The sequence below is a fragment of the Psychrobacter sp. CX97 genome, from assembly GCF_057396285.1.
The window spans coordinates 26,241-51,297 of sequence record NZ_JBXYJE010000009.1 but is presented as its reverse complement, the minus strand read 5'-3'; the positions used below and the strand labels follow the sequence as shown (position 1 = coordinate 51,297).

Sequence of the window (25,057 nt, the reverse complement as noted above, 5' to 3'; positions counted from 1 at the left end):
ATGATTTAAATTTACTGATGATTTAAATTTTATCATAACTAGGCATTATTAAGTCATTGTAATGATTTTAATCCCAATAAATTGAATACATGGTGGAACGCATTTTTGTTATAATCCAACCACTATTTTTTGATTTATGTATCTTGGAGCTGTTTGATGAAAAAATGGGAATGTATCGTTTGTGGTTGGATATATGACGAAGAGCTAGGATGTCCTGAAGAAGGTATCGCACCCGGTACAAAATGGGAGGATATTCCAGAAGACTGGACTTGTCCAGAATGCGGTGTGGGTAAAATTGATTTTGAAATGATGGAAATTTAATAGGCTAAACTACTGTCAATGAGAGCGTGCCATTGTCTATTTAATCAGTTACTTAACGCATGGTTTTAAAAAAGGTTATTGAAGTTATTGATCAATATTAAAACTATCACTTAGGGCAATAAACTATGGGTCAGTTGTTCCCTCCGCTTCATATTCATCATTGGGTACCCTCCCCTATAACTGATTTCATGCAACAAGCTTTTATTCAAGTATCAGATGACATCACACTATGTGTAGAAGTAGGCGGCAACCCCAAAAGTCCACCAATACTTTTAGTTATGGGGTTAGGATCACAACTTATATTTTGGCCTGAAAGCTTTATAAAACGGTTAATCAATGCCGGCTTTTACGTTATACGTTTTGATAACCGAGATATTGGACTCTCCTCTAAAGTTAAATCATCTACTGGAGAGCGGGTAAACCTCTTGCCTGCTATGCTTAGACTACAACTTGGATTAAACAACGCTAAATACCCCAGTAGCTATTCTCTTATCGATTTAGCCGACGATACAGCAAGCCTCATTCAATCTTTAGGGTTTTCTCAAGTTCATGTTCTTGGTGCCTCAATGGGCGGTATCATAGCCCAGCTGTTAGCCGCTAAATACCCACACCTTGTCAACCGTCTGGCGCTTATTTTTTCTACCAATAACCGTGCTTTTCTACCCCCACCCAAGCCAAAACAACTCTATACCTTAATTAAGCGACCTACTAGCCATAGTGAAGAAGATATTGTGCAACATGGCAAATGGTTTATAAATATGGTTGGCTCTCAAGGACATATTGATGAACAGGTCGTAGGTCAAATATCAAGACTAAGATACCATCGTTGTTTTTATCCTACTGGTCCAGTGCAGCAGCTTAATGCCATTCTAACGACTGGCTCCATAAAAAAGTATTCTAAAGAGATCAAAGCGCCAACACTTATTTTGCATGGTACTCATGATGGACTAGTACCAATGTCACACGGTTTAGAGCTTGTTAAGAGCATCCCTAACGCTACTTTTAAGCGCATCCATGGAATGGGACATGATCTTCCCGATTACTTCCAGCCGTTTATCGTTAGCCAATTAAAAAAGCACATGTTAGATATATAACCCTCTACTTTTAACTATCTACCTTCAAACGACGACCATGAATAACCATTTTTAATAGTAATTTAATAATGCCAATCCACTGTGGTTCATTAAAATGACATTATAATTCTTTATTATTCGAATACTTAATTAGCTAATTTAAATAATCAACCTTTGCCATGATTGTCTCAAGCGCAAATAAACAAATGTATCTGTCATCACAAGTTAATCCATAGACATAAGAGTCAGACGCCGTTGATAAAATTTAATTAAACACTATTCAAACTATATTGTTGCGATAGCATTATAGATAAAACCTTACCTTAAGATAATTTATATAAGAATTTTAAAAATCCAATAAACCGTGACTATTAAAATCGGATCATTTTTAAGTTTATAAGAGATCTTATTAGAAATTACGCTTCATTTAATAGTTTAGTACGCTAATCTTGGTCATTGAAAAGCACACTATTTATATGTAAATCATGCCTAAATCAAATTCGCCTTATCAAATAAGAACCAAAGCATCCAAATATGCCGACTTTATGACCGCTTATAAAGTCAAAACACCAAAGTATAAATTTTATCTCGAGCGAGGTGGTTGCGACAATGACCCCATTATCTTATTGATTATGGGATTGGGTGCGCAATCTTTAGTATGGTCAAATGTATTTTGTAAGCGGCTTATTGATTCTGGGTTTCAAGTGATTCGCTTTGATAATAGAGATATCGGCAAATCTAGCAAGCTTAAACACAAGAATAAGCTAACCAAGGAGCACCAAACTCTAGCTAAGCAACTTAAATTAATATCTAGATATAAACTTGGTTTACGTTACAAGCAAATTGATAACAATGTGCCGTATACCCTTTATGATATGGGAGAAGATGTTAATCAGCTGCTAAATGCTTTAGACATTGATCAATGCCATGTGCTGGGTATGTCAATGGGTGGGATGATTGCACAAATTGTTGCTGCCAAGTACCCCTACCGAGTTAGCAAACTTGGTCTGTTGGCTACCAGTAATAACAAACCTTTTCTACCGCCTCCAAAAATCGACGCATTAAGAGCATTGACTAGACCTTTACCTGATAATAAAGACTCTGCTACTGTGATTGAAAACAATGTAAACCTGCAAAGAGTAATTGGCTCGCCAGACTTCTTTGATGAAAATCATGCCACTATGAAGGCTGAACTTTTTTTCAATCGGCGTTTTTATCCAAAAGGCGTGACTCGCCAACTATTGGCAGTGATGGCGACAGGTTCACTTGAAAACATTGATGCCATTATAAAGCAACCTACTTTAATCGTTCATGGCACTCATGATAGGCTGTTACCGCCTGCTCACGGTAAATCGCTGGCTAAAACGATACCCCATGCTGACCTAAAGTTAGTCACTGGATTAGGACATGATATACCGTATCAATTAGCACGTTACTTGGCTGATTTATTTGCAGAGCATTTTAGTGAGAATCAAGAGTTAGATGCTGAATAAGTGAAGGATAAGAAACATAAAAAGGCAGAAATAAGAAAAGTCGCAGTAATCTCAAAGAAGGCATCTAAAATTAATAGAAATCGTCTAAAATTAATAGAAGACACCTAGAAAATGGTAGTAGCAATTCACAAAAAAAGAGTGCGACATCGCACTCTTTTCAACGTCAACAGTGACTTAATACCTTAATAACTTAATCTAATTGATAAGCTAGTGCGACCAAGTACTAACTGCGATAATCTGCATTAATTTTCACGTAATCATATGACAAGTCACAAGTGTATACTGTATCACTTGCCTCACCCACACCTAAATCAATATGCATGGTAATTTCAGGGCGGCTCATGACTTCTTGACCTTTTGCTTCAGTATAATCACTATCAAGCTGACCACGTGTACAGATACTCACATCATCCAGCTTAATGGCAACTTTAGTGGCATCAAGGTTATGTGCTTTAGAGTATCCAACAGCCGCTAATATACGTCCCCAGTTTGGGTCACTAGCAAAAAAAGCCGTCTTAACAAGAGGCGAGTGAGCGACAGCATAAGCAACATCACAACAATCTTCGGTAGACGCACCCCCCGTTACTTTGATGGTAATAAATTTAGTTGCTCCTTCGCCATCACGAACGATTAATGTTGCAAGCCGTTTAAAAACCGACAAAAGTGACTGAAATAGAGCCTCATAATGTGGATGTTGTTTGGTATCGATATAGGGTTTTGTCTCATCGCCTGTGGCAATTAATACGCAGCAGTCATTGGTTGAAGTATCGCCATCGATAGTAATACGGTTAAAAGACTGATTAGATAACTCGGCAATCATATCCTGTAATAAGGACACTGAAATATTAGCATCAGTCGCGACAAATCCAAGCATGGTTGCCATATTAGGACGAATCATCCCAGCACCTTTAGAAATACCAGTGACATGGTATTTCGTGCCTTTATCAATTTCGACAGACTCGCTCGCTATTTTAGGAATAGTATCTGTTGTACGGATAGCATTTGCCGCTTCTAGCCAGTTATTACCCGCCAGTGAGGCTAAACAGTCATCAAGACCATTAATAATGGCATCGCTATTTAATGGCTCGCCAATAACACCCGTTGAAAAAGGTAAAACCTGCTCGGTAGCGTCGCCAACTGTATTAGCTAAAGACTCGCACACGCCCATTGCGCGATTATAACCCTCCTCTCCTGTTGCTGCATTGGCATTGCCTGTATTAATGACTAAGTATTTAACCGGTTTTTGCTCTGACTTTAGCGCAGTAAGATGTTCTCGTACAATATGAACTGGCGCTGCACAGCATTTATTACTGGTAGTTACAGCTACTGTTTTTGCCGTATCAGCTAATTTAAATACAACTAAGTCATCACGATTTTTATATCGAACACCCGCCGCTGTTACGCCAATTTCAATACCATCAATGGCATGGATTAATTCTGGCGGTGCTATATTTCCTACTGGCATATTATTCCTTACAATAAGAGAAGATTTATAGTAGTAAGCGCCTATTTCTAATACTCAAATCCATTCTAGAAATCGATTTTTAGAAATCAAACACAGCCCATATTGGCGCATGATCAGACGGCTTTTCCATTGCTCGTAGCTCATAACTTATACCTGCTGCCATACATTTATCTTTAATGTCAGCCGTACACAGAATATGATCAATTCTTAAACCCCGTTTAGGATCATCATCAAAACCACGGCTACGATAGTCAAACCAGCTGAAAAGTTCATTGGAGTCAGGATAATGTAGGCGATAAGTATCGAATAGCTCACGGCTCATTAGCGTATCATACCATTCACGCTCCTCGGGCAGAAATGAGCACTTTCCTGTTCGCAGCCAGCGTTTTGCGTTAGCTTCTCCAATACCTATATCAATATCTTGTGGAGAGATATTCATATCGCCCATAACAATCAGAGTACGCCCCTCTTCTTTTAAGAGGTCAATATATTCGGTTAGTGCCGCATAATACTCCCGCTTCATAGGAAATTTAGTGTCATGGTTACGACTCTCCCCTTGCGGGAAATAGCCGTTTAAGACGTCAACTTCTTTTCCATCAAATACATAGCGGGCATGAATAAACCGCTTTTGTGCATCGTCATCTTCGCCCAAGAACCCTTTTTGAACAAAAATTGGGACAGCTTTTGAAACCAGCGCCACACCATAATGGGCTTTCTGACCGAAATACTCTACATGGTAGCCAAGAGATTCCACTGCAGCTAATGGAAACTGCTCGTCATGGACTTTAGTTTCTTGTAGCCCCATCACATCGGGATCTAAAATATCTCTAACCGCTTCTAATTGATGTTGTCTTGCTCTAATACCATTGATGTTAAAACTTACAAAACGGGTCATAAAACTAAAATCCTAAATTTATAAAGTAGAAATCACTTGGCCTATTCAACAGGTAAGTGCTATCAAAAAAGTGCCTGACTAAGGTAATAAACGCTGAATAATCCATTCAGTATTATTACTATCTTGCTTATAAAGCAATCTATCATGCAAACGGTTTGGTCTACCTTGCCAGAATTCAAACTCCGAAATATTGATCTCATAGCCACCCCAAAACTCTGGTGTTGGAACATGGCTACCTTCGGGATATTTATTTTTCAGCTCAATAAAGGCAGCATCAATTTCCTCACGGTTTTCTACTACACCACTTTGTGGTTGGCTGACCCAAGCACCTAACTGGCTTTCATAAGGTCTTTTCTGAAAATACGCTTCAGTTTTAGCCCGTTCAATTTTGCTAACTTTGCCTCGTACTCTTATTTGCCGCTGCATGTCATGCCAAAAAAACAAACCTTCAGCAAGTGGGTTGTCAGCAATATCTTTACCCTTATCACTTAGATAGTTAGTATAAAAAACAATGCCTGACTCGGTAATTTCTCTTAGCAGAACTACTCTAACAGATGGCATCTGGTCTGCACCGCAAGTTGCTATACTCATAGCATAAGGCTCAGGGGAATTATACTCGACTGCCTCATTGATCCATAATTCAAATAAGTCAAACGGATTACTAGGTGCATTTTTCTGAGTTAACACACCTTTATCATATGACATTCTTTTATTGGTAAAATCCATAACTTGTCCTTACCGTTCTCATTATACTGGGTGTTTTTTAGTATTGATTACTAACTGGCCATAACTTGTTCAACTTTGTTGGCCAACTGATGCGCCAATTGATGACATTCTTCTTCATCATTAAGCTCTACCATGACTCTAATTACTGGCTCAGTTCCAGACTTGCGAATTAATATACGACCACGACCTTCAATAGATTGTGATGCTTCTTCAAAAGCAGAGACCAGTTCTGGAAAGTCATAAGGATCTTTCATTTCTTTGAGACGAACATTGACTAACGTTTGAGGTAGAAGATGAAAATCCCCTATTAGATTACTTAATGATTGTCCCGTTCTCGCCATCACAGATAATACCTGTAAACCAGCAATAATAGCATCACCTGTACGACTCTTATCTAAGCACAAAATATGGCCAGAAGGCTCTCCACCTAAAATCCACCCTTGTGTTTCAAGGCCTTGCATCACATAACGATCACCCACTTTTGCTCTTTCAAGTGGAATATCAGCTTGCTCTAACGCTAATTGTAATCCCATATTGCTCATTAAAGTACCGACAACCCCTGCTACTTTAGTTTCAGATTTAGTGGCTAATACATATAAGATACCATCTCCATCTACAAGACTGCCTTTCTCATCTACCATAATGATTCTATCGCCGTCGCCATCTAAAGCAATGCCAACATCGGCATGGTTCTCAATCACGGCTTGCTGTAAAGAGTCTGGGTGTGTAGACCCACACCCTCTATTGATATTTGTACCATCAGGTTTATTATGAAGTGGAATAACTTTTGCGCCTAGCTCTCTGAGCACTCTGGGACCAACGCTATAACCTGCGCCATTAGCGCAATCAATCACAACGGTCAAGTTTGTCAGATCATACTGATAGGGAAAGCTTCCCTTACAGAACTCAATATAGCGACCTTTAGCATCTTCAATGCGGTAATTCTTACCAAGTTTAGAGGGATCAGAAATCGTCATGTCTACTGTAGTAGCCGTCATGATTTCATCAAGTTTTTTATTAATAGCCTCTTGCATGGCATCCGTCAACTTACGACCGTCACCTGAAAAGAACTTAACACCATTGTCCTGATACGGGTTATGTGATGCAGATATGACCACACCTGCATCAGCATGGAAACTACGAGTTAAATGAGCAATAGCGGGCGTAGGCAACGACCCCACCATATGAACATCGACTCCAGCAGCATTAAAACCTGATTGGAGAGCAGCTTCAATGACGTAACCTGATAACCTTGTATCTTTGCCAATAACAACACAAGGTCTACGATTTTTATTATCATTTTTTTCGATAAGCACTTGACCAGTCACAAATCCAAGCTTTAACAAAAAATCTGGAGTAATAGGAAATTGACCAAAACATCCACGAATTCCGTCGGTTCCAAAGTAGCTCATTTGACCCTCTTTATTGGTTAGGTTTTATTTAAAAAATTTTAAAAAATCAAAACTATTATCTAATCAATATACTACAAAAAAGACCAAAAGGAGCAAGCCTTTTGGTCTTTTTTAGTTAAGCTAATATTCGCATTTAATAAATATCCGTTGCATCGTTGAGGTTACAATCTGTAGTTTGGTGCCTCTTTGGTAATTTGCACATCATGTACATGAGACTCTTTCATGCCAGCAGACGTAACCTTAATAAATTGTGGTTTGGTGCGCATCTCATTAATTGTGGCGCAACCGGTATACCCCATAGATGAGCGTAATCCTCCTGCCAATTGGCTGACAATGCCACTCACAGGTCCTTTATAAGGTACACGTCCCTCAATACCTTCAGGAACAAGCTTTTCAACGCCTTCTTTCGCATCTTGGAAATAACGATCAGATGAGTTATTTGACCCAGACATAGCCCCTAAGCTACCCATACCCCGATAAGCTTTATAATAGCGACCCTGAAACAGCTCAACTTCACCCGGCGCTTCTTCAGTACCCGCCAACAGAGATCCAACCATAATAGAAGAGGCGCCTGCTGCGATTGCTTTAGCCATATCGCCTGAAAAACGTATACCACCATCAGCAATAAGAGGAATAGAGTCTTTTAAAGCAGAAGCAACATTGTCGATTGCTGAAATTTGTGGCACACCAATACCAGCGATAATACGCGTTGTACATATAGAGCCCGGACCTATACCAACTTTAACCGCATTAGCACCTGCATCACGTAAGGCTAAAGCCGCATCGCCTGTGGCAATATTACCGCCTATCACTTGTATCTGCGGATAATTCTTTTTAATCCATGCCACTTTTTCAATGACACCTTTTGAATGACCATGTGCTGTATCAACCACCAACACATCCACTGCTGCTTCAATTAAAGCCTCAACCCGTGCCTCAGTGTCTGCACCTGTACCAACCGCAGCCCCTACTCTAAGACGGCCCCGAGAATCCTTACACGCATTTGGATTGTTTTCAGCTTTATTGAAATCATTCACTGTAATCAACCCTTTTAAACCAAAATCATCATCTACTACCAATACTTTTTCAATGCGGTGTTCATGCAATAGTTTTTTAATATTCTCATTACTCTCCCCCTCTTTAACCGTAACCAATTTATCTTGAGGGGTCATGACATTTCTAACCGGTTGACTCAGGTTTGTCTCAAAACGTAAGTCACGATGGGTAACGATACCCACTACTTTACCACTTTGCTCTTCTACAACAGGTACACCAGAGATATTATTTGCTCTAGTAATTTTTAATAGCTCGCCTACAGATATATCAGGATTAACCGTAATTGGATCGACAACAGTACCGGCTTCAAACTTTTTAACACGACGTACTTGCATGGCCTGTTTGGCAATATCCATGCTCTTATGCAATATACCCATACCACCAAGCTGCGCCATGGTAATCGCCATTTCAGACTCAGTTACCGTATCCATAGCCGCAGATACTAAAGGCAAATTTAGTAAGATATCTTCTGTTAGCCGAGTTTCCAAAGAAGCCGTTTTAGGAAGAACCTCTGAATAAGCAGGTAGCATTAAAACATCATCAAAAGTTAGGGCATCATCTACGATTCGCAACATACAGACCTCTTAGCCGGGTAAAATAGCGCTTTATTATAACAATAATTATGAAAATTTGAGAGTATAAAAATGTGATATCTATGAAAAACTTGTTTTTAATTGATAAGACAATATAAGTCTATGAATCTGAATATAATAGTTCAACTATGTTGATTCAGGCATGATTCGAATATGAGCTTAGATATAAGTTAATTATACCCATTCAAACATCGTCGTTAGGTTTAAAAAAGACCCTAAAAAAGGGACTTAAATTATAGGAATAACGATAAAAAAAGGTGGCCTATTAGCCACCTCCATAAGCTATATAAGCTATATAAATTACCAAACAGATATATTTTACAGGAAAAATATTAAATAGAGATATGTAGATCCCTACCCAAATATTTGTTATGTACGTCTCCATGTAGTACCAAGTTTTCCGTCTTCAAGTTCAATGCCATTTGCTTGTAGCAGGTTACGTATCTCATCAGCTAGGCTATAGTTCTTAGTGGATTTAGCATTATTTCGTTCTTCAATCAAGTCAGAAATTTTACTATCACTAAGCTCGGTGGCGCTCTCATCGCCAACTTGAGCTTGCAAAAAATCAGTTGGATTTAATTGACCAATATTCAACACACTTGCTAAATCTCTTAGTTGATTCGAAAGTATTTTGATTTCGCATACCTTAGTCTGCTGATCACGAACTTTTTTGTTTAATTCTCTTGCAATATTAAATAAGACACTAATGGCTAAGGGTGTATTGAAATCATCATTCATTGCACTTATGAAATCAGTCACATAGCTATTATTTAAAAACTCATTTGGAGGATTATTAGTATCCTCCTCACAATTTTCAGCCAAAACTATTTCGGCTACTTTTAAGGCTTGGTATATACGAGTGAGAGCTGCATGCGAATCTTTTAGGGCAACATCCGAAAAGTTAACTTGGCTACGATAATGGCTGGATAAAATAAAGAAACGAATGGTTTCTGGATGAAACTTGTTCATAACCTCACGAATGGTAAAAAAATTACCTAGAGATTTAGACATTTTCTCACCATCAACATTTATAAAACCCACATGCATCCAATTATTAGCATAATTACACCCTGTTGCTGCCTCAGACTGTGCAATTTCATTTTCGTGATGTGGGAACTGTAAATCATGACCTCCCCCGTGAATATCAAAACTATTCCCTAAGCACTTAGTTGACATTGCTGAACATTCAATATGCCAACCAGGACGTCCATTACCCCAATTTGAAGGCCATTGCGGTTCATCTGGTTTTGCTGCTTTCCACAGTACGAAGTCAAACGGGTTTTTCTTATGCGAATTGACATCTACCCGAGTACCAGCCTCCATATCTTCAAGTTTACGTTTTGATAATTTTCCATAATCCTCAAAAGTCTCTACTGAGTAATAGACGTCTCCATCTTCTACCGCATAGGCGTGTTTTTTCTCTTTAAGAGTAGCAATCATATCAAGCATATCTTCAATGTGATCTGTTGCTTTTGGTTCAATATCCGGATTAAGGCAACCCAAAGCAGCGGCATCTTCATGCATAGCTTTAGTAAAACGATTGGTCAATACGCCAATAGATTCATTGTTTTTATTAGCACGAGCAATAATTTTATCATCGATATCTGTTATATTACGCACGTACGTCACGTCATAGCCAAGACACTTAAACCAACGTACTACTATATCAAAAGCTACCATGACCCGAGCATGACCAATATGACAATAGTCATATACCGTCATACCGCACACATACAAACCAACTTTACCCGGCTGAAGAGGTTTAAAAATCTTTTTCTGGGTGCTTAAAGAGTCACAAATTTTAAGAGAACTTTGGCTTTGCTGAATCTGCTGTGTTAAATCTTTATTTGGTGCTAATACATTAGATGCGCTAGCTATTAATGACATGTAAACCTCAAAATCCTGATTATTTTATTAAGTAGCTTATCTTACCGAAACCTTACTCAAAATACTATTAATTGATATATTTTATACTAATATTGTATAAAAATATTTAAAATATAAGTCATCATAAGGAGTTAATTCAATGGGAAATCGTCTAACAAAAATATATACTCGCACCGGTGACGATGGTTCAACTGCTTTAGCAAACGGTAAACGGGTCAATAAAGCCGATTTTACCTTTATGGTATTGGGTGATGTAGACGAGCTAAATGCACACATTGGAATGATTTCTGCATACGTCTCAACGTTATATAATAGTATTGAGAAAGATACTAACCAGAAAGATACTAACCACATTAAAGAAAATAAAGTAAACAAGTCATTGGCTAACACGAGTAATCAGATTTCCGAGCTTAGTAATACACTAAGTATTATTCAGCATTTGTTATTTAACATTGGTGGCGAATTAGCAATGCCTGAGTATCAAGGTATTGGTAAAAACCACATTGAATGGTTAGAGCAAGATATTGACCGTTTAAATAGTCATCTAAAACCCCTTAAAGACTTCATTTTGCCAGCAGGATCTGTACTCGTTAGCCAAATACATATTGCTCGAACTGTATGTAGAAGAGCTGAAAGGGGAGCGGTACAGTTAAAGTCAAATAAACCCAACTCAATGTCCCTTAATATTCTCAAGCTACTAAACCGACTCTCTGATTGGCTATTTGTTCTAGCAAGATATTGTGCAAAAATCGAACATTCCAATGAGGTGTTATGGAACAAATCTATTTTAGAAAAATTAACTTAATTAATTTCTTAATGAATTTAAAGAAGTATTTCTAAAATACTTGTATCACTACAAAAAGCCCTATAAATTAATAATAGGGCTTTTATAAGTTATCATTTATCAAGTTGTCTGCTTAATCTTCTTGTGCAGCAATTCTAGTAAGTACCTTCTTCTTCGATAATAACCATTTCAATACTTTCATCTGAAGGCACATTAAAGTCCGCTGGATCATCAATATTCACTGGTGTTTTTACAGACGGAGTCTCAGAGGCAGAAGGTGTTGGAGCAGGCCTAAGTTCAGGCTTAGCTTGTGGTTCAGGCTTAGCTTGTGGTTCAGGCTTAGCTTGTGGTTCAGGCTTAGCTTGTGGTTCAGGCTTAGCTTGTGGTTCAGGCTTAGCTTGTGGTTTAGGCTTAGCTTGTGGTTTAGGCTTAGCTTGTGGTTTAGGAGTCGGGGGTTGTGGAGGCTGTGGGGTTGCCTTAGGTGTGGGTTCAGTATTTTGAACTGGTTTAGGTTTTTCTACGCGTCTAACTGGTTCGGGTGCCGCTGATGCTATATTTCTTTTCTTAGCTTCAGATTGGCGTTTATTAGCCATTGCAACCTCAAACTGAGATGTAGCGATAATATCCGAAACTGCACTAATAATTTCAGGTTGTCCAACAATTTTAGCGGCAGTTTGACCACTTTGCATACCCACTACATAGGTAAAGTTATCACTAACCAGCATATTATTATTAAGAGTAATATTTTCGTCTTCCAGACGCTGGGAGAAACTTTTACCCTCTAAAGAGGCAAAGGCTTGATTTGCACGGCTGACATCTTTAGTCGGTAAGGTCAAGCTCACTTTAGCGCCACAAGTTACCATGCCATTGTCATTAATGGGCTGCATATTCTTCACATTTGAAAGATCTATCAAAATAGATTCTACTACACCATTAAATGCCGTTAAATCTAATGAGGTATCAGCGCTATCTGCATAGCTATTTATGAGAATTTGGGAGCGGCTCTTGATGGATTCTTTAATAGACTTTTCAAGTTTACTCGTTGCAATATCGTCGTCACATTTTACCAGTACTAAAGGGGGTTCAACTTGAGCAGTATCTGCTGAATGACTCTCTGATACGTCAGCATCAGTTGAGTCTGCCTTTTTGTTACAACCCGCCAATGGCAGAGTGCTGAGTGTTAAGCTACATAACATGCAAATACTCAAAAAACTATTTTTATTCGACCTGTTTTTAACCGTCAACTTCATTACTACCTCTTAGATAAACTACAGACTCATTTAGACTGCATATGTATTAAAGAACACTAGAATTTATGTATAATAGCTCTGTAAATTAAGTAATATGACTGAGTATATAATTCTTTTATAAGCTTAAACTGCAGTTATAATCTTAAATTTAAGTTACTGTATTCAATTAGCATAATATTATACGTCAATTAATATCCTTTTGTTAGTTCACTTATTACATAAGCATAAATATCTTAAACCTACTTTTAATAACATAATCTAGATCGTATAAAAATGCTAAATTCCATTAAATTAAATAACAATACTCCTATAGAAACAAACCTTTTAGGGCATCGCGGTGCACGTGGTGAAGCCTTTGAGAACAGCCGCCATGGTTTTGAGCATCTCTTAAAAATTGCTCAACAATCAAACGGTAAGGTTAGCGGTATTGAATTTGACGTTCAACTAACCCGTGACAATCATTTAGTTATTTTTCATGACGATTCGTTGTCTAGACTCTTTAGACAGCAATCTAGGGTTGACCAATTAACTTATTATGAATTGACAAAGCGGCTTGGATTCACGAATGATTTTATGTTACTAAATGATGTTTCTACTTTGCTAAGTGAATTCAAGCACATTGAACTAGAAATAAAGACCCACCCACGTACGAATCATCTCAACCTTATGACTGCCTTAGTTAATACTCTAAATCAGCCTATTTTTCACGCTCTACCAATTATTCTCACTAGTTTTGACACACACTTACTACATCTAATGAGAACGCGACCGGTTTTGTCTCGTTTCAAAAAAGGGCTTCTCGTCGAGCCAATCAAAGGCTTTGGTTATCCTTTTTACGATAATCAGCAAACCGCAAAATCAACTGATAAAACTCCCTTTCACAACCATAGCCCTCAAGTCCATCAACAGGAACTGCTTAAAAATCGATATATAATGAACCTTCCTAATTTTGCTCGCCAGCTTGGTTGTGAACACTTAGGACTTCACTATAGCCTATGTAACTTGAATATCATTAATCAATGTAAGCGTCTTGATTTATCTACAAGTGCATGGACTGTGAATGAACCGCAAGAGGTTTTTAGGTTAATTGATCTTGAAATAAATCATATTATTACGGATTATCCCTCTCGTATGTTAACACTATTCAATTAAAGTGAAAGCAGGGAAACTCATTAAATAGTATAGACACACAAAGAGAATTTTTTGATAATTATAGATATTTTTACTTAATTGTTTATCTATCCTTTCTTAATTGTTATTTAAATTTTTATAAGCTTAATAACTCTGATTTTACAGTGTATGAGTGTTCACTTTATTATCAATTTACTGTATGCTTAGCCCTACTAGAACTTTGCCCTTTTTAGGAACATATATATAATGACTCTAATTACATCTACAGCGTTTAAAGCTTTAAGGTCTGCTAGTACACTACCCTTATCATCTATAAATCTTGCTGTAAGTACTGGTAAAAAGATCCTTGCCAGAGTAAAAACTCCAGAACAAGTCGAGCCGACTTCAAATCACGCTGCTCTAACCCATCTTTCTTCGCTCAATGAGTATAACGATAATAGTTCAGTTGAGAATGAGCTGGCCTTCAAACGCGCTCCTGTCAATTGGATACCTGCAGTTTTCTTGATTGCTACCCCTATCGCTGCAGCCGTGATTACTCCTTGGTATTTAATGACTCATAGTGTCAGCGCGCCTGTTTGGGCATTATTTGGCGCAGTTACTGTGTGGACAGGCATGAGCATTACGGTTGGTTATCATCGTCTGTTATCGCATCGAGCGTATAAGGCACACCCAGCAGTTAGAAATTTCCTGCTGTTAGGTGCTACGATGGCTGTTCAAAGCTCGGCATTTGATTGGTGCGCAGGCCACCGAACTCATCATCGTCATGTTGATGACCCTATGGATGATCCGTATTCAGCAAAACGTGGATTTTGGTTTAGCCATATGGGCTGGATGCTTCGAAAATACCCAAGTGGTGTCTATGACTATAAAAATATTCCAGATCTAACCCGCGACAAGGTTCTACAAATTCAACACAAATATTATGGATTATGGGTACTTGTATCTAATGTTGGGGTGTTGAGTGCACTGGGTTGGCTAGTAGGTGACGTCTGGGGTACATTAGTACTCGCCGGATTGTTACGTCTGGTTATTAATCACCACTTTACTTTCTTTATTAACTCACTTTGCCATATGTATGGTACGCGCCCTTATACTGATTCAAACACGGCACGTGATAATTGGATTTTAGCTATTCCCACTTGGGGTGAGGGTTATCATAACTATCATCATTTTTTCCAATACGACTATCGAAATGGTGTTAAATGGTGGCAATATGATCCTTCCAAATGGTTTATCGCTGCACTTGCTAAATTTGGCTTAGCAACTGACCTGCGTACAGTAGATGATTTGACTATCAAACATGCTGAAGTAAATATGCAGTTCAAGCGTGCGCAAAAGAAGATCGAAGAACTGTCAAATATCACTACCGATACCAATCATGGTGTACTACCAACGTCAATGCTAACCTTCCGTGATCGCATCATGTTTGAATACGATTCATTCAATGAAACGGTTAAAGAATGGCAAAAGCTAAAAGCCAAAGCCATTGAAATGAAGAAAAATGAATTTGCAGATAAACTTAATGAAGTCGACGAAATGCTTAAGGAGCAATACCATATCTTAGAACAACGTATTAATGCTCATGATCAAAAGTTAAAACAAGCATTTCATACAGTGGATATAAAAACTGTTGCTTAACAGTTATCATCACTTAATGGTTTCTCCTCCCCTTCATCTAACGATGGAGGGTTTTTTTATATGGAGGTTTTTTATATAGAGCAACTATTATTTAAGCATAACCACAACATGTAAGTCATATTAATGACAGATTCGATTTGTTACTATCAATCACATAGCATTAATTAATTCGCTAAAGTATAAACCAAACCTGAAATTTAAAGAATCTCTATGAAATTTAATAATAGTTATGCCAAGCTTGATTCTCGTCTTTTTCATAAGCAACTGCCGACACCTTTGCTAAACCCGCGGGCAGGTCATTTCAACCCCATAGTGGCTAAACAGATCGACTGGGATAAAGATAGCCACCTCATGGATAACTGGGTACAGATACTGTCAGGCAGCTGTATACCAGAGGGGTTTGAACCGTTAGCAATGGCGTATGCAGGACATCAGTTTGGACATTGGGCGGGACAACTTGGTGATGGGCGTGGTCTATTAATGGCCCAAGTGGTAGGCAATGACGATAAGCTTACTGATTTACATTTAAAGGGTATGGGGCTAACACCATTTTCACGTATGGGAGATGGCCGCGCAGTACTGCGCAGTACTATTAGAGAGTATCTATGTGGTCATGCGATGTCATCTTTAGGTCTTGCTTCCTCAAATTCCTTAGGCTTTATTACTTCTGACACCCCAGTACAGCGTGAGCGTCTGGAACCAGGTGCCGCTTTACTTAGAGTCGCTGACACTCATATAAGATTAGGCCATGTGGAATGGATAGCCAGCTTTGCTCCAGATTTATTGCCAAGCTTTACTAAATATATGATTGAGACTTACTATCCCAATGTCATTGATTCAGACACCCCGATTCTAGATTTTATTAATCAAGTGGTTATTAATACAGCAAAAATGATTGCCGATTGGCAATTAATAGGTTTTGCTCATGGCGTTATGAATACTGACAACTTATCAATTACAGGGAGTACACTTGATTATGGACCGTTTGGCTTTCAAGAAAGATTTGATCCAGCATGGATTAATAATCATTCAGACTATTCAGGTCGTTATGCTTACCAGAATCAACCCGCTATTGGACGTTGGAATCTAAATATTTGGATGATGCATTTTATACAGTTGTCTGGTAAAACTATTTTTCATAATGGGCGACATAGCTTAACCAAACACTCAGAGATCATTAGCCGAAACAATTTAGATGAATGTCTATCAAATTATGACATATATTTTAGTCAACACTATCAACAAGGTATTTGCGCCAAACTTGGATTGTCTTGGCCTAATGAAAATGGTGCTTTAATTGATGAGACATTAAATAAAAAGTTGGCGCTCGCTTTTGAGCTTCTACAAATAATTGAGGATAATCAACTGGACTATACAAATAGTTTTAGATCATTAATCGCTATTATAGAACCTGATAAACACAGCCATGAAGCTCAGTTATTAAACACTTTAAACAGTGAACTTAAACAAACTCAACTGCATAGATGGCATGTTTGGCAAAGAGATTACCTTCAATATATTGACTCGCAAATTGAATATAGCGCTTATCATAAGGCCTCTACCCCTGTGTTTACAAAAGACTCAATAGTTAATAATATTAAACAAAACAATCCAGCCTATATTTTAAGAAATTCAATGGCACAAAAAGCCATTGCAAATGCTGAATTAAATGATTTTAGTGAAGTTGATAGGTTATTTGAATTACTTAGAACGCCTTATGAAATTCAAAATAAAGCAACAATGCATGATATTTTACCACCCAATAAAGATGACAAACCCATCATTGTCAGTTGTTCTTCCTAATTAAATAACTGGTAGTTTAGCTTGTGCTACTTTTACTAATAAGTACTACTAATAGCTAAAATTATTAAATATTAGCCATCAACCCGGAATGACAGGTTAGAATATTCACGATGATCTTAACTTAAAATATTTATTTCTATTTAAATTACAATATGTTTAAATAATAAATCTTGTCATTTATTTTCTAAATACAAGGTATTTTTACAGTATTTAACATAGGTTAGCTGTGGTTAAAGGCTGTAATGATGCTAGAATACTCAAGTTAATTATTGTACTTAGAGTGTTCCAACGGGACTTCCTTTTTCAATATCATTTTGGTCTTAATCATGAGCGATAATATTTCTACCACGACTACACCTTCTACTTCAAATTCTATTAAAGATGCGCATATGAGCAAAGAGCAGTTTGAGCAATCTGCTCTGCATTATCATGAACATCCTACTCCTGGAAAAATATCAGTTAACCCAACTAAACAGATAGCCAACCAACGTGATTTAGCGTTAGCCTACTCACCCGGTGTGGCCGTACCCTGTTTGGAAATTCAAAAAGATCCCAAACTGGCAGCTAAATACACCGCTAGAAGTAATTTGGTTGGTGTTATTACGAATGGTACTGCTGTTTTAGGATTAGGTAATATCGGTCCATTAGCGTCTAAACCTGTTATGGAAGGTAAAGGCGTCTTGTTTAAAAAGTTTGCAGGGATAGATGTTTTTGATATTGAAGTCGCTCAAAATGACCCAGATAAATTTATTGAAGCAGTAGCCTCGCTTGAACCAACCTTTGGGGGTATAAATTTAGAAGATATTAAAGCCCCTGAATGTTTTAAAATTGAGCGTGAACTTCGTGAGCGTATGAACATCCCAGTATTCCATGATGATCAGCATGGTACGTCAATTATTGTCGGTGCGGCCTTAATGAATGCCTTGCAATTAATTGGTAAAAAGATTGATGATATTCAAGTTGTTTGTTCTGGTGCTGGTGCTGCAGCAATATCATGCTTGGACTTGATATGTGCATTAGGTGTCAAGAAATCAAACATTTTTGTTTCTGATTCACGTGGTATTATTTCTACTAGCCGAGAAAATTTGGATGAATCTAAACTGCGTTATGCACGTGACACCGATGCTAAAACCATCGACGATGTAATAGAAAATGCAGATATGTTTTTAGGTCTTTCAATGCCCGGTATCTTGAATCAAGATATGGTTAAACGAATGGCTAAAGACCCTATCATCTTCGCACTGGCTAATCCCACTCCTGAAATTTTACCTGAAATCGCCCATGCTGCTCGTGATGACGTCATTATGGCGACGGGTCGTTCCGACTACCCTAACCAAGTTAACAATGCATTATGTTTTCCATACATTTTTCGTGGTGCTCTAGACGTCGGAGCTACTACGGTTAATGAAGAAATGAAAATTGCCTGTGTACATGCCATTGCAGCTATGGCGCATGTCGAAGCCACGCCAATGCACGGTCAAAAATATGTGGATACCGCAAAGAGTTTTGGTAAAGACTATCTAATTCCAGGACCCCTTGAACCAAACTTAATTATTGAGATTGCCCCTGCGGTAGCAAAAGCTGCCATGGACTCAGGTGTGGCGACGCTCCCTATTAATGATTTTGCCGCCTATCGTCAAAAGCTTTCGGAGTTTGTCTATAACTCAGCGTTTGTAATGAAGCCACTTTTCGCGCGAGCTAAAAAGAATCCGAAGCGTATAGTATTTTGTGAAGGTGAAGATCCAAATATTCTACGTGGTGTACAAGTCGTTGTGGATGAAGGATTAGCTTATCCTATACTGGTTGGTCGCCCTTCTATTATTGCAGCTCAAATTGAAGCATTAGGCTTACGTCTGACTGATGGCGATAATATAGAGATTGTCAACCAAGACTCTGACCCTCGTTATAGAGAGTACTGGGAGTATTATTATGAGAAAAATAAACGTAATGGTGTGAGTATAGAGCTCGCTCGCAGAGATGTCCGCCGTAAAACAACTTTAATTGGGTCATTATTAGTTGAGAAAGGTGAAGCTGATGGTATGATTTGTGGAACTTTCGGCCACTATAAACTGCACTTAGATTACGTCAGTAAAGTCATTGGAAAATCAAAAGGCTTTAACGACTTTTATGCGATGAATGCTGTATTGACCCAAGACCGTAATATATTTATTGCGGACACCTACATTCATGATAATCCTACAGCGGAGCAACTTGCTGAAATGACGGTACTGGCAGCAGCTCAGATGCGCCGTTTTGGTATTGCACCACGTGTAGCTCTATTATCTCACTCCAACTTTGGGACTTCAGACCTTGACAGTGCCGTTAAAATGCGCAAAGTATTTCAACTATTAACAGACATGCAAGTCGATTTTGAGTTTGACGGGGAAATGCATGGTGACGCCGCCTTAGATGATCGTATCCGTCACAATGATTTCCCGCATTGTAAATTAACGGGTTCAGCTAACCTACTCGTTATGCCCACTTTAGACGCCGCAAACATTGCGTTTAACCTTCTTAAAACGGCGACACATAGCGCTTCAATTGGACCAATTTTATTAGGATCCGATAAACCTGTACATATTTTAACCCCTTCTGCCACCGCACGTCGTGTTGTCAATATGACTGCTTTAGCGGTTACCGAAGCTCAGGATATCGACTCAGACTCGCAATAAAATAGTCCTATTTAAAATATTTATTATTTAGAAGCCAGCTTTAACGCTGGCTTTTTTATTGGTCGATTTGATGTCATTATTTAGTTAATATAGATAGTCAAAGAACTTTAAAACCGATGCAGGGCAATCGAGTGAAAGTACGCAGCAAAAGTTTACCCTATTTCATCATTCTTATTAGCCAAATTTAGGATTAGTTGACTATGCATGTCTATATTGTTGGTGGCGCGGTGCGTGACCAGTTTTTAAAGCGCCCTGTCAAAGATAAAGACTATGTGGTTGTTGGTGTAACGCCACAACACATGTTAAATGCAGGGTTTACACAAGTTGGTTCTGACTTTCCCGTATTTCTACATCCTAAAACAAAAGCCGAATATGCCCTTGCTCGTACAGAGCGCAAGTCTGGTAAAGGTTATAAAGGGTTTGAAGTTTACGCTGCACCTGATGTTACTATCGAACAAGACCTTAAACGTAGAGATCTGACAATAAATGCAATGGCTATAGAAGTGTGTGGTCTACATGATGATACGCCAATTACAGGTAATGTCATTGATCCATATGGAGGGAGGGATGACATTGCAAGTAAAACATTGCGCCATGTATCCAGTGCGTTCTCTGAGGATCCTCTTAGGGTATTAAGAATAGCTAGATTTTACAGCCGTTTCTATAATAATGGTACTGCTACAAGTAACTTCATCATCGCCCCAGATACAATTGAATTAATTAAATCCATTAATGAGTCAGGGGAATTAGCGCACTTAACGGCAGAGCGTGTTTGGCTAGAAACCAGAAGAGCGATTATGCAGGATGCCCCCCACGCTTATTTTAAGTGCTTAATAGAGATTGGTGCCCTGCCCTATTTGTTCCCAACGCTCGCAGAAACTCTAAGCAATGGTTTTATTCAAAAACTTGTGTTTCATGCGCTCTCTCTATGTGGCGACTACCATTTGCCATTAGCTAACCGCTGGGCCGTGTTGCAGATGAGTTACATGCCAGAAAAATACTTAGCACTATTAGGGTTTAACAAACCTAATAGCTTTAACAGTTCTAATAGTGTTGAGCGTATAGAAACTAGCGATGAAGCAAAGATCTGGACAAGCAAAATTAATCATCTAAGTGTGTTATTAACAACGCCAAAGTCAATAACTCAATTTGCCACATTATTTGCCAACATGTTTGCAGATCTTGCCAATCTGGAAAACCTAAATGCTCAAACGTTAACCAGTCTTATTAATTTAACGAAAGCCCATAAAGATAGCATTACTCTGAATGCGCTAATAAACACTTTTTATGTGGTTAAAACTGCTTATATACACTGCCAGTTTGAAGAAATAATTGGTGCATATAATAAAATAGGTATGGATAATATTGATAGTAATTTAGAAGGCCGTGACATTGGTAACGCCTTAAATAGTGCGCGAAGCCAAGCGATCGATTCTTTTATCAATAAAAATTAGTGCTATATTAATTTTAGGGTTGCAAAGTTTAAAAAATAAGGTATTATAATGCGTCTAATTAAGTGAAACGCTTAATATTTGGGCCCATAGCTCAGTTGGTTAGAGCAGAGGACTCATAATCCTTTGGTCGTAGGTTCAAGTCCTACTGGGCCCACCATATTTGTTATTATAAGCATTCAAGGCTTACCATCATATTCGGTAAGCCTTTTTTTATGCAAGTTTAAGCAAGTTTCCGAAATCATAGAACTACAATGGTACGTATAGAATGTTGGCTGGAAAGTGTTAGATCCTATGAACACTAATATCGTAATGGCAGCACTAAACCAAACGATAACGGGCAGAAACCATCCGAAATATGTGATTCATCATAGTGATTGAGGGGTTCAGTATTTATCCATTCGCTATACTGTTAAGATGGCTGCTTCTGGCGTCATTATATCTGTTGGTACGACAGGTGATCTAATCTACTCGACTCTCCCCTTGCGCTCGGGCAAAGCAGTGCTTTGCTGTTTCCTCGCTCATACATAATGCGGTAGCTGAAACGGTTAACGGGCTTTATAAAACACAGATGATGGATTATTTAAAACAGCAGTGGCAAGGTGTGAGCGATGTTGAATTAGCAACTCTTGAATGGGTTGTCACTCGAGCACAGCTCTTGCCTTGCAAAGCTAAATCGATACTTAATCGATTTTTAACGCTTTTCAGGTTTAATAAAACACGTTTGCATAGCACAATTAATTATGTGTCGCCTTTTGAGTTTGAGAGACGATACTATGATAGTCTTAGTGAGTCAGACAAAGCTGCCTGACTCAAGTAATCTACTCTCCGATATAGAGTCGGGACAGTTCAAACAGGCGCATGCTTTAAATAGGCTGTAGTAACCGTCAAGCAAATATAAAACCCATCAACATAAAAAAAGAGGTCAGTTCATTACTGCCCTCTTTTTTATGACTGATCTTAATTAAGATTAGTAGTCAATGGTATAACTGATACCATAAGTCGTACCTTGTGAGGGTAGGCGGTTCATCGCCCCATAGGTCGTCTGATGATAAACATTCAAGTAATCTTTATTTAGTAAGTTGTACACCCCGTAATCGACTGTGCCTTGTCCTTTAGGCAGTTTCACCTGACCTACCAAATCAAAGGTAGCATAGCCTGATACTTCATTTGCCTTGGCATCAGGGTCTTTGCGCTGATCTTTATAAGCTTTGTCTGTGCCATCAATAGCCAGTGCTTGCAAGCGGATATTACTGCCATTGTTGAAGTTATATTGCGCATAGGCCGTCCCTTTAAACGGTGATATACGATCCGCACCAAGCTCTAACCAGTCGCCATCTTTTTTGTATTGACCACGCGTATAAGCTAGTGTGCCACCCAGTTGCCAGTTATCACTTAACTTTTGGCTAATGGAAGCTTCTGCCCCGTAGACACGTTCATCGGTATCCACAACCTCAACCGTATAATCCTCTGTAAATCGAACGGTTTTGTCCGATTCATTATAAAATCCGCTCAACTTAGCATTGGTATTACCGTGCGTGCCTTGCCACCCAAGCTCATAGTTATCCACTTCAATCGGCTGCACATTATCTGAGTTAACAACGAAGCCTGCACGAACATCACGTAGGGCTCGCTGGATATCAGCAGTAGTAAAGCCTTGTGAAAAGTTGGCAAAGATTTGATCATTTGGGGTAATCTGATAGCTGGTGCCTAGATTAAATAAGGTTTTATGATGGTCAGTATTACCGGATTCTACTCTGCCTGCTTGGTAATCAATACCATAAGCATTTGCTACAGGGGCAATACGGGGGTCCTGAAAATACTCTTCTAGCACCTGCTCATAAATGGGGGTAAAGCTATCGGTATCTGATTTGAGCTTTTGATAACGTACCCCTGCGCTGGCATGCCACTTATCTGTGACATCTATATCAGCGTTGACAAATGCACCAATTTTATCAATGGTCGTATCTGGTCCACCATAATAGGTACGGCCATTAGGCTCAGATACCAAACCATTGCTAGCCATAAATTTATTTAAATCTTGACCATAATAAGTCTGCTCACTTTTTTCACGCTCATAATCTGCGCCATAGCTTATAAGTGTTGGCATATCTTTGATATCAAGCTCGGTTTGCATGGCGGCGCGTACACCCTCTATTTCGATATCTGCTTCTGACTGAGTCGCTATCACAGCCGCACCTGCCAGCTTTTTCAGTGTATCTTCATCGGTTAACCCATTGGCTACCCATTCACCGACTGCCTGAGCGCTTGCGTCTTTACCAGATGGATAAAAACGCCCTTTTTCATCTCTATAATACCCCGTAATGCTTAGATTGGAGTTTAGAAAGTCATTATGATTATAGTTTAGGTTAACTGAGGTTTTACGGGTCTCTGGCTCATGTTTGATATGCGCCCCATCGATAGCACGCAGTGAAGGTGTAGCACCAAATAACACTTCTAAATTATCGCCATAATCTGGACCATAATCTGTGTCTTGTTCATCATTATAATAGGTAACAGCTAAGTTTAGGCTTTGTAATTCATCAATATTTGCCCCCACATTTGCATTTACACTAAGCGATTGAGTATCTTGCTGATCGGTCTGGTTAACATCTGGGCTAATACGATTGCCATGACTATCAAACTGCCCGCCCTTATCCTCATAATCAACATCTAAGCGCCCCCAGATATTGTCACCGCCATAGGCTAGAGTCTGACCGACATTATAGCCTAATGAATTAGAGTCAAAATCTCGAGCAGCGCTCATACCGATACGAGTTTGACCTTGAAACCCATCTCCTTCCATCGACTTGGTTACCAAGTTAATGAGGCCGCCTGCAGCGCCCGACCCATAAATACTGGTTGCCCCTGATAGTACTTCTACTCGTTCAAGTTGCGCCGGATCAATACTATTTAACTCTCGTGATAGATTACGAGACCCCGTTAATGGCACACCGTTTAATAAAAACTGAACTGGTCGACCATGCATGGTAGTGCCATAGTTACTTGTTGCACCACTACTGGTACCCAAGCTTGGGATTAATTGTGCCAATATATCACCTGTGGTACGGCTGCCCACAGCTTGAGCATGTATCTCTTCTTCTGCAATCACTTGAGTCACCGCAGGCATTTCACTGATTTTTTGTGCAAGTACCGTCCCTGTTTTTGCGAACCCTGTTACTACCACTGTATCTAGTGTTACACTTGGCCTATCTGCCGCTTCCATAGCTGATGAGGTATTGTCTGTAGCTGCACTGGTGGTCATCGAATTAGCATGAGGACTCGTATCATTTTGAGCTGCGGTAACATTCGTATCAGTTTGTGCATATAGTTGCTGACTGATACATAAACTTAGAACAGATAATGCAAGGTGATGATTTTTCATAGAATAATCTTCTCTTGTTGGA

General features: G+C 38.8%; 17 protein-coding genes, 1 tRNA gene and 1 pseudogene. 11 read left to right on the top strand and 8 right to left on the bottom strand.

Annotation, left to right across the window (positions count from 1 at the left end):
* Positions 1–156: 156 nt before the first annotated feature.
* The 3 genes from AC2SLL_RS08595 to AC2SLL_RS08585 all read left to right on the top strand — a co-directional run bounded on the left by AC2SLL_RS08595 (position 157) and on the right by AC2SLL_RS08585 (position 2,887).
* Complete coding sequence (locus tag AC2SLL_RS08595) at positions 157–321, top strand: rubredoxin (protein WP_486531281.1); 165 nt, start codon at positions 157–159, stop codon at positions 319–321.
* Between the two features lie 125 nt (positions 322–446).
* Positions 447–1,415 (top strand): alpha/beta fold hydrolase, encoded by a 969-nt coding sequence (locus AC2SLL_RS08590; protein WP_486531280.1) that lies wholly within the window; start codon positions 447–449, stop codon positions 1,413–1,415.
* A gap of 464 nt (positions 1,416–1,879) precedes the next feature.
* Positions 1,880–2,887, top strand: a complete 1,008-nt coding sequence (locus tag AC2SLL_RS08585) for an alpha/beta fold hydrolase (protein WP_486531279.1) — start codon at positions 1,880–1,882, stop codon at positions 2,885–2,887.
* Positions 2,888–3,110: 223 nt separating this feature from the next.
* Here AC2SLL_RS08585 and argJ read toward each other — a convergent pair whose 3' ends face one another.
* From argJ to cysS, 6 genes are all read right to left on the bottom strand, one after another.
* Positions 3,111–4,352, bottom strand: a complete 1,242-nt coding sequence (gene argJ / locus AC2SLL_RS08580; RefSeq protein ID WP_486531278.1) for a bifunctional glutamate N-acetyltransferase/amino-acid acetyltransferase ArgJ — start codon at positions 4,350–4,352, stop codon at positions 3,111–3,113.
* 79 nt (positions 4,353–4,431) lie between these two features.
* Positions 4,432–5,247: an exodeoxyribonuclease III gene (gene xthA / locus AC2SLL_RS08575; protein ID WP_486531277.1), complete on the bottom strand. Its 816-nt coding sequence runs from the start codon at positions 5,245–5,247 to the stop codon at positions 4,432–4,434.
* Between the two features lie 78 nt (positions 5,248–5,325).
* Complete coding sequence (gene pdxH, locus AC2SLL_RS08570; protein WP_486531276.1) at positions 5,326–5,973, bottom strand: pyridoxamine 5'-phosphate oxidase; 648 nt, start codon at positions 5,971–5,973, stop codon at positions 5,326–5,328.
* A gap of 50 nt (positions 5,974–6,023) precedes the next feature.
* Positions 6,024–7,385: a phosphoglucosamine mutase gene (gene glmM / locus AC2SLL_RS08565; protein WP_486531275.1), complete on the bottom strand. Its 1,362-nt coding sequence runs from the start codon at positions 7,383–7,385 to the stop codon at positions 6,024–6,026.
* Positions 7,386–7,546: 161 nt separating this feature from the next.
* The gene (gene guaB / locus AC2SLL_RS08560; protein WP_486531274.1) at positions 7,547–9,016 is read right to left on the bottom strand and encodes an IMP dehydrogenase; all 1,470 of its coding nucleotides are present in this window, start codon (positions 9,014–9,016) and stop codon (positions 7,547–7,549) included.
* A 387-nt stretch (positions 9,017–9,403) separates the two neighbouring features.
* Positions 9,404–10,921: a cysteine--tRNA ligase gene (gene cysS, locus AC2SLL_RS08555; protein WP_486531273.1), complete on the bottom strand. Its 1,518-nt coding sequence runs from the start codon at positions 10,919–10,921 to the stop codon at positions 9,404–9,406.
* Between the two features lie 139 nt (positions 10,922–11,060).
* Here cysS and AC2SLL_RS08550 point away from each other — a divergent pair, with 139 nt between their 5' ends.
* The gene (locus AC2SLL_RS08550; protein WP_486531272.1) at positions 11,061–11,726 is read left to right on the top strand and encodes a cob(I)yrinic acid a,c-diamide adenosyltransferase; all 666 of its coding nucleotides are present in this window, start codon (positions 11,061–11,063) and stop codon (positions 11,724–11,726) included.
* 134 nt (positions 11,727–11,860) lie between these two features.
* On the opposite strand, the gene AC2SLL_RS08545 is transcribed toward AC2SLL_RS08550, so the two are convergent.
* A complete protein-coding gene (locus AC2SLL_RS08545; RefSeq protein WP_486531271.1) occupies positions 11,861–12,901 on the bottom strand; it encodes a hypothetical protein in 1,041 nt (346 codons plus the stop codon).
* Positions 12,902–13,228: 327 nt separating this feature from the next.
* On the opposite strand from AC2SLL_RS08545, the gene AC2SLL_RS08540 reads away from it, so the two are divergent.
* From AC2SLL_RS08540 to AC2SLL_RS08510, 7 genes and pseudogenes are all read left to right on the top strand, one after another.
* The gene (locus tag AC2SLL_RS08540; protein ID WP_486531270.1) at positions 13,229–14,107 is read left to right on the top strand and encodes a glycerophosphodiester phosphodiesterase; all 879 of its coding nucleotides are present in this window, start codon (positions 13,229–13,231) and stop codon (positions 14,105–14,107) included.
* Between the two features lie 225 nt (positions 14,108–14,332).
* Complete coding sequence (locus AC2SLL_RS08535; RefSeq protein WP_486531269.1) at positions 14,333–15,724, top strand: acyl-CoA desaturase; 1,392 nt, start codon at positions 14,333–14,335, stop codon at positions 15,722–15,724.
* 210 nt (positions 15,725–15,934) lie between these two features.
* On the top strand, positions 15,935–17,527 hold the full coding sequence (locus AC2SLL_RS08530; protein WP_486531268.1) for a protein adenylyltransferase SelO: 1,593 nt from the start codon (positions 15,935–15,937) through the stop codon (positions 17,525–17,527).
* A 389-nt stretch (positions 17,528–17,916) separates the two neighbouring features.
* Complete coding sequence (locus tag AC2SLL_RS08525) at positions 17,917–20,199, top strand: NADP-dependent malic enzyme (RefSeq protein ID WP_486531344.1); 2,283 nt, start codon at positions 17,917–17,919, stop codon at positions 20,197–20,199.
* Positions 20,200–20,399: 200 nt separating this feature from the next.
* On the top strand, positions 20,400–21,653 hold the full coding sequence (locus tag AC2SLL_RS08520) for a tRNA nucleotidyltransferase/poly(A) polymerase-related protein (protein ID WP_486531267.1): 1,254 nt from the start codon (positions 20,400–20,402) through the stop codon (positions 21,651–21,653).
* 80 nt (positions 21,654–21,733) lie between these two features.
* Positions 21,734–21,810, top strand: a tRNA-Ile gene (locus AC2SLL_RS08515).
* 110 nt (positions 21,811–21,920) lie between these two features.
* Positions 21,921–22,290: pseudogene (locus AC2SLL_RS08510) on the top strand (transposase domain-containing protein); the annotation flags it as partial.
* A 330-nt stretch (positions 22,291–22,620) separates the two neighbouring features.
* Here the strand turns inward: AC2SLL_RS08510 and AC2SLL_RS08505 are convergent.
* On the bottom strand, positions 22,621–25,035 hold the full coding sequence (locus AC2SLL_RS08505; RefSeq protein ID WP_486531266.1) for a TonB-dependent receptor: 2,415 nt from the start codon (positions 25,033–25,035) through the stop codon (positions 22,621–22,623).
* Positions 25,036–25,057 lie beyond the last annotated feature (22 nt).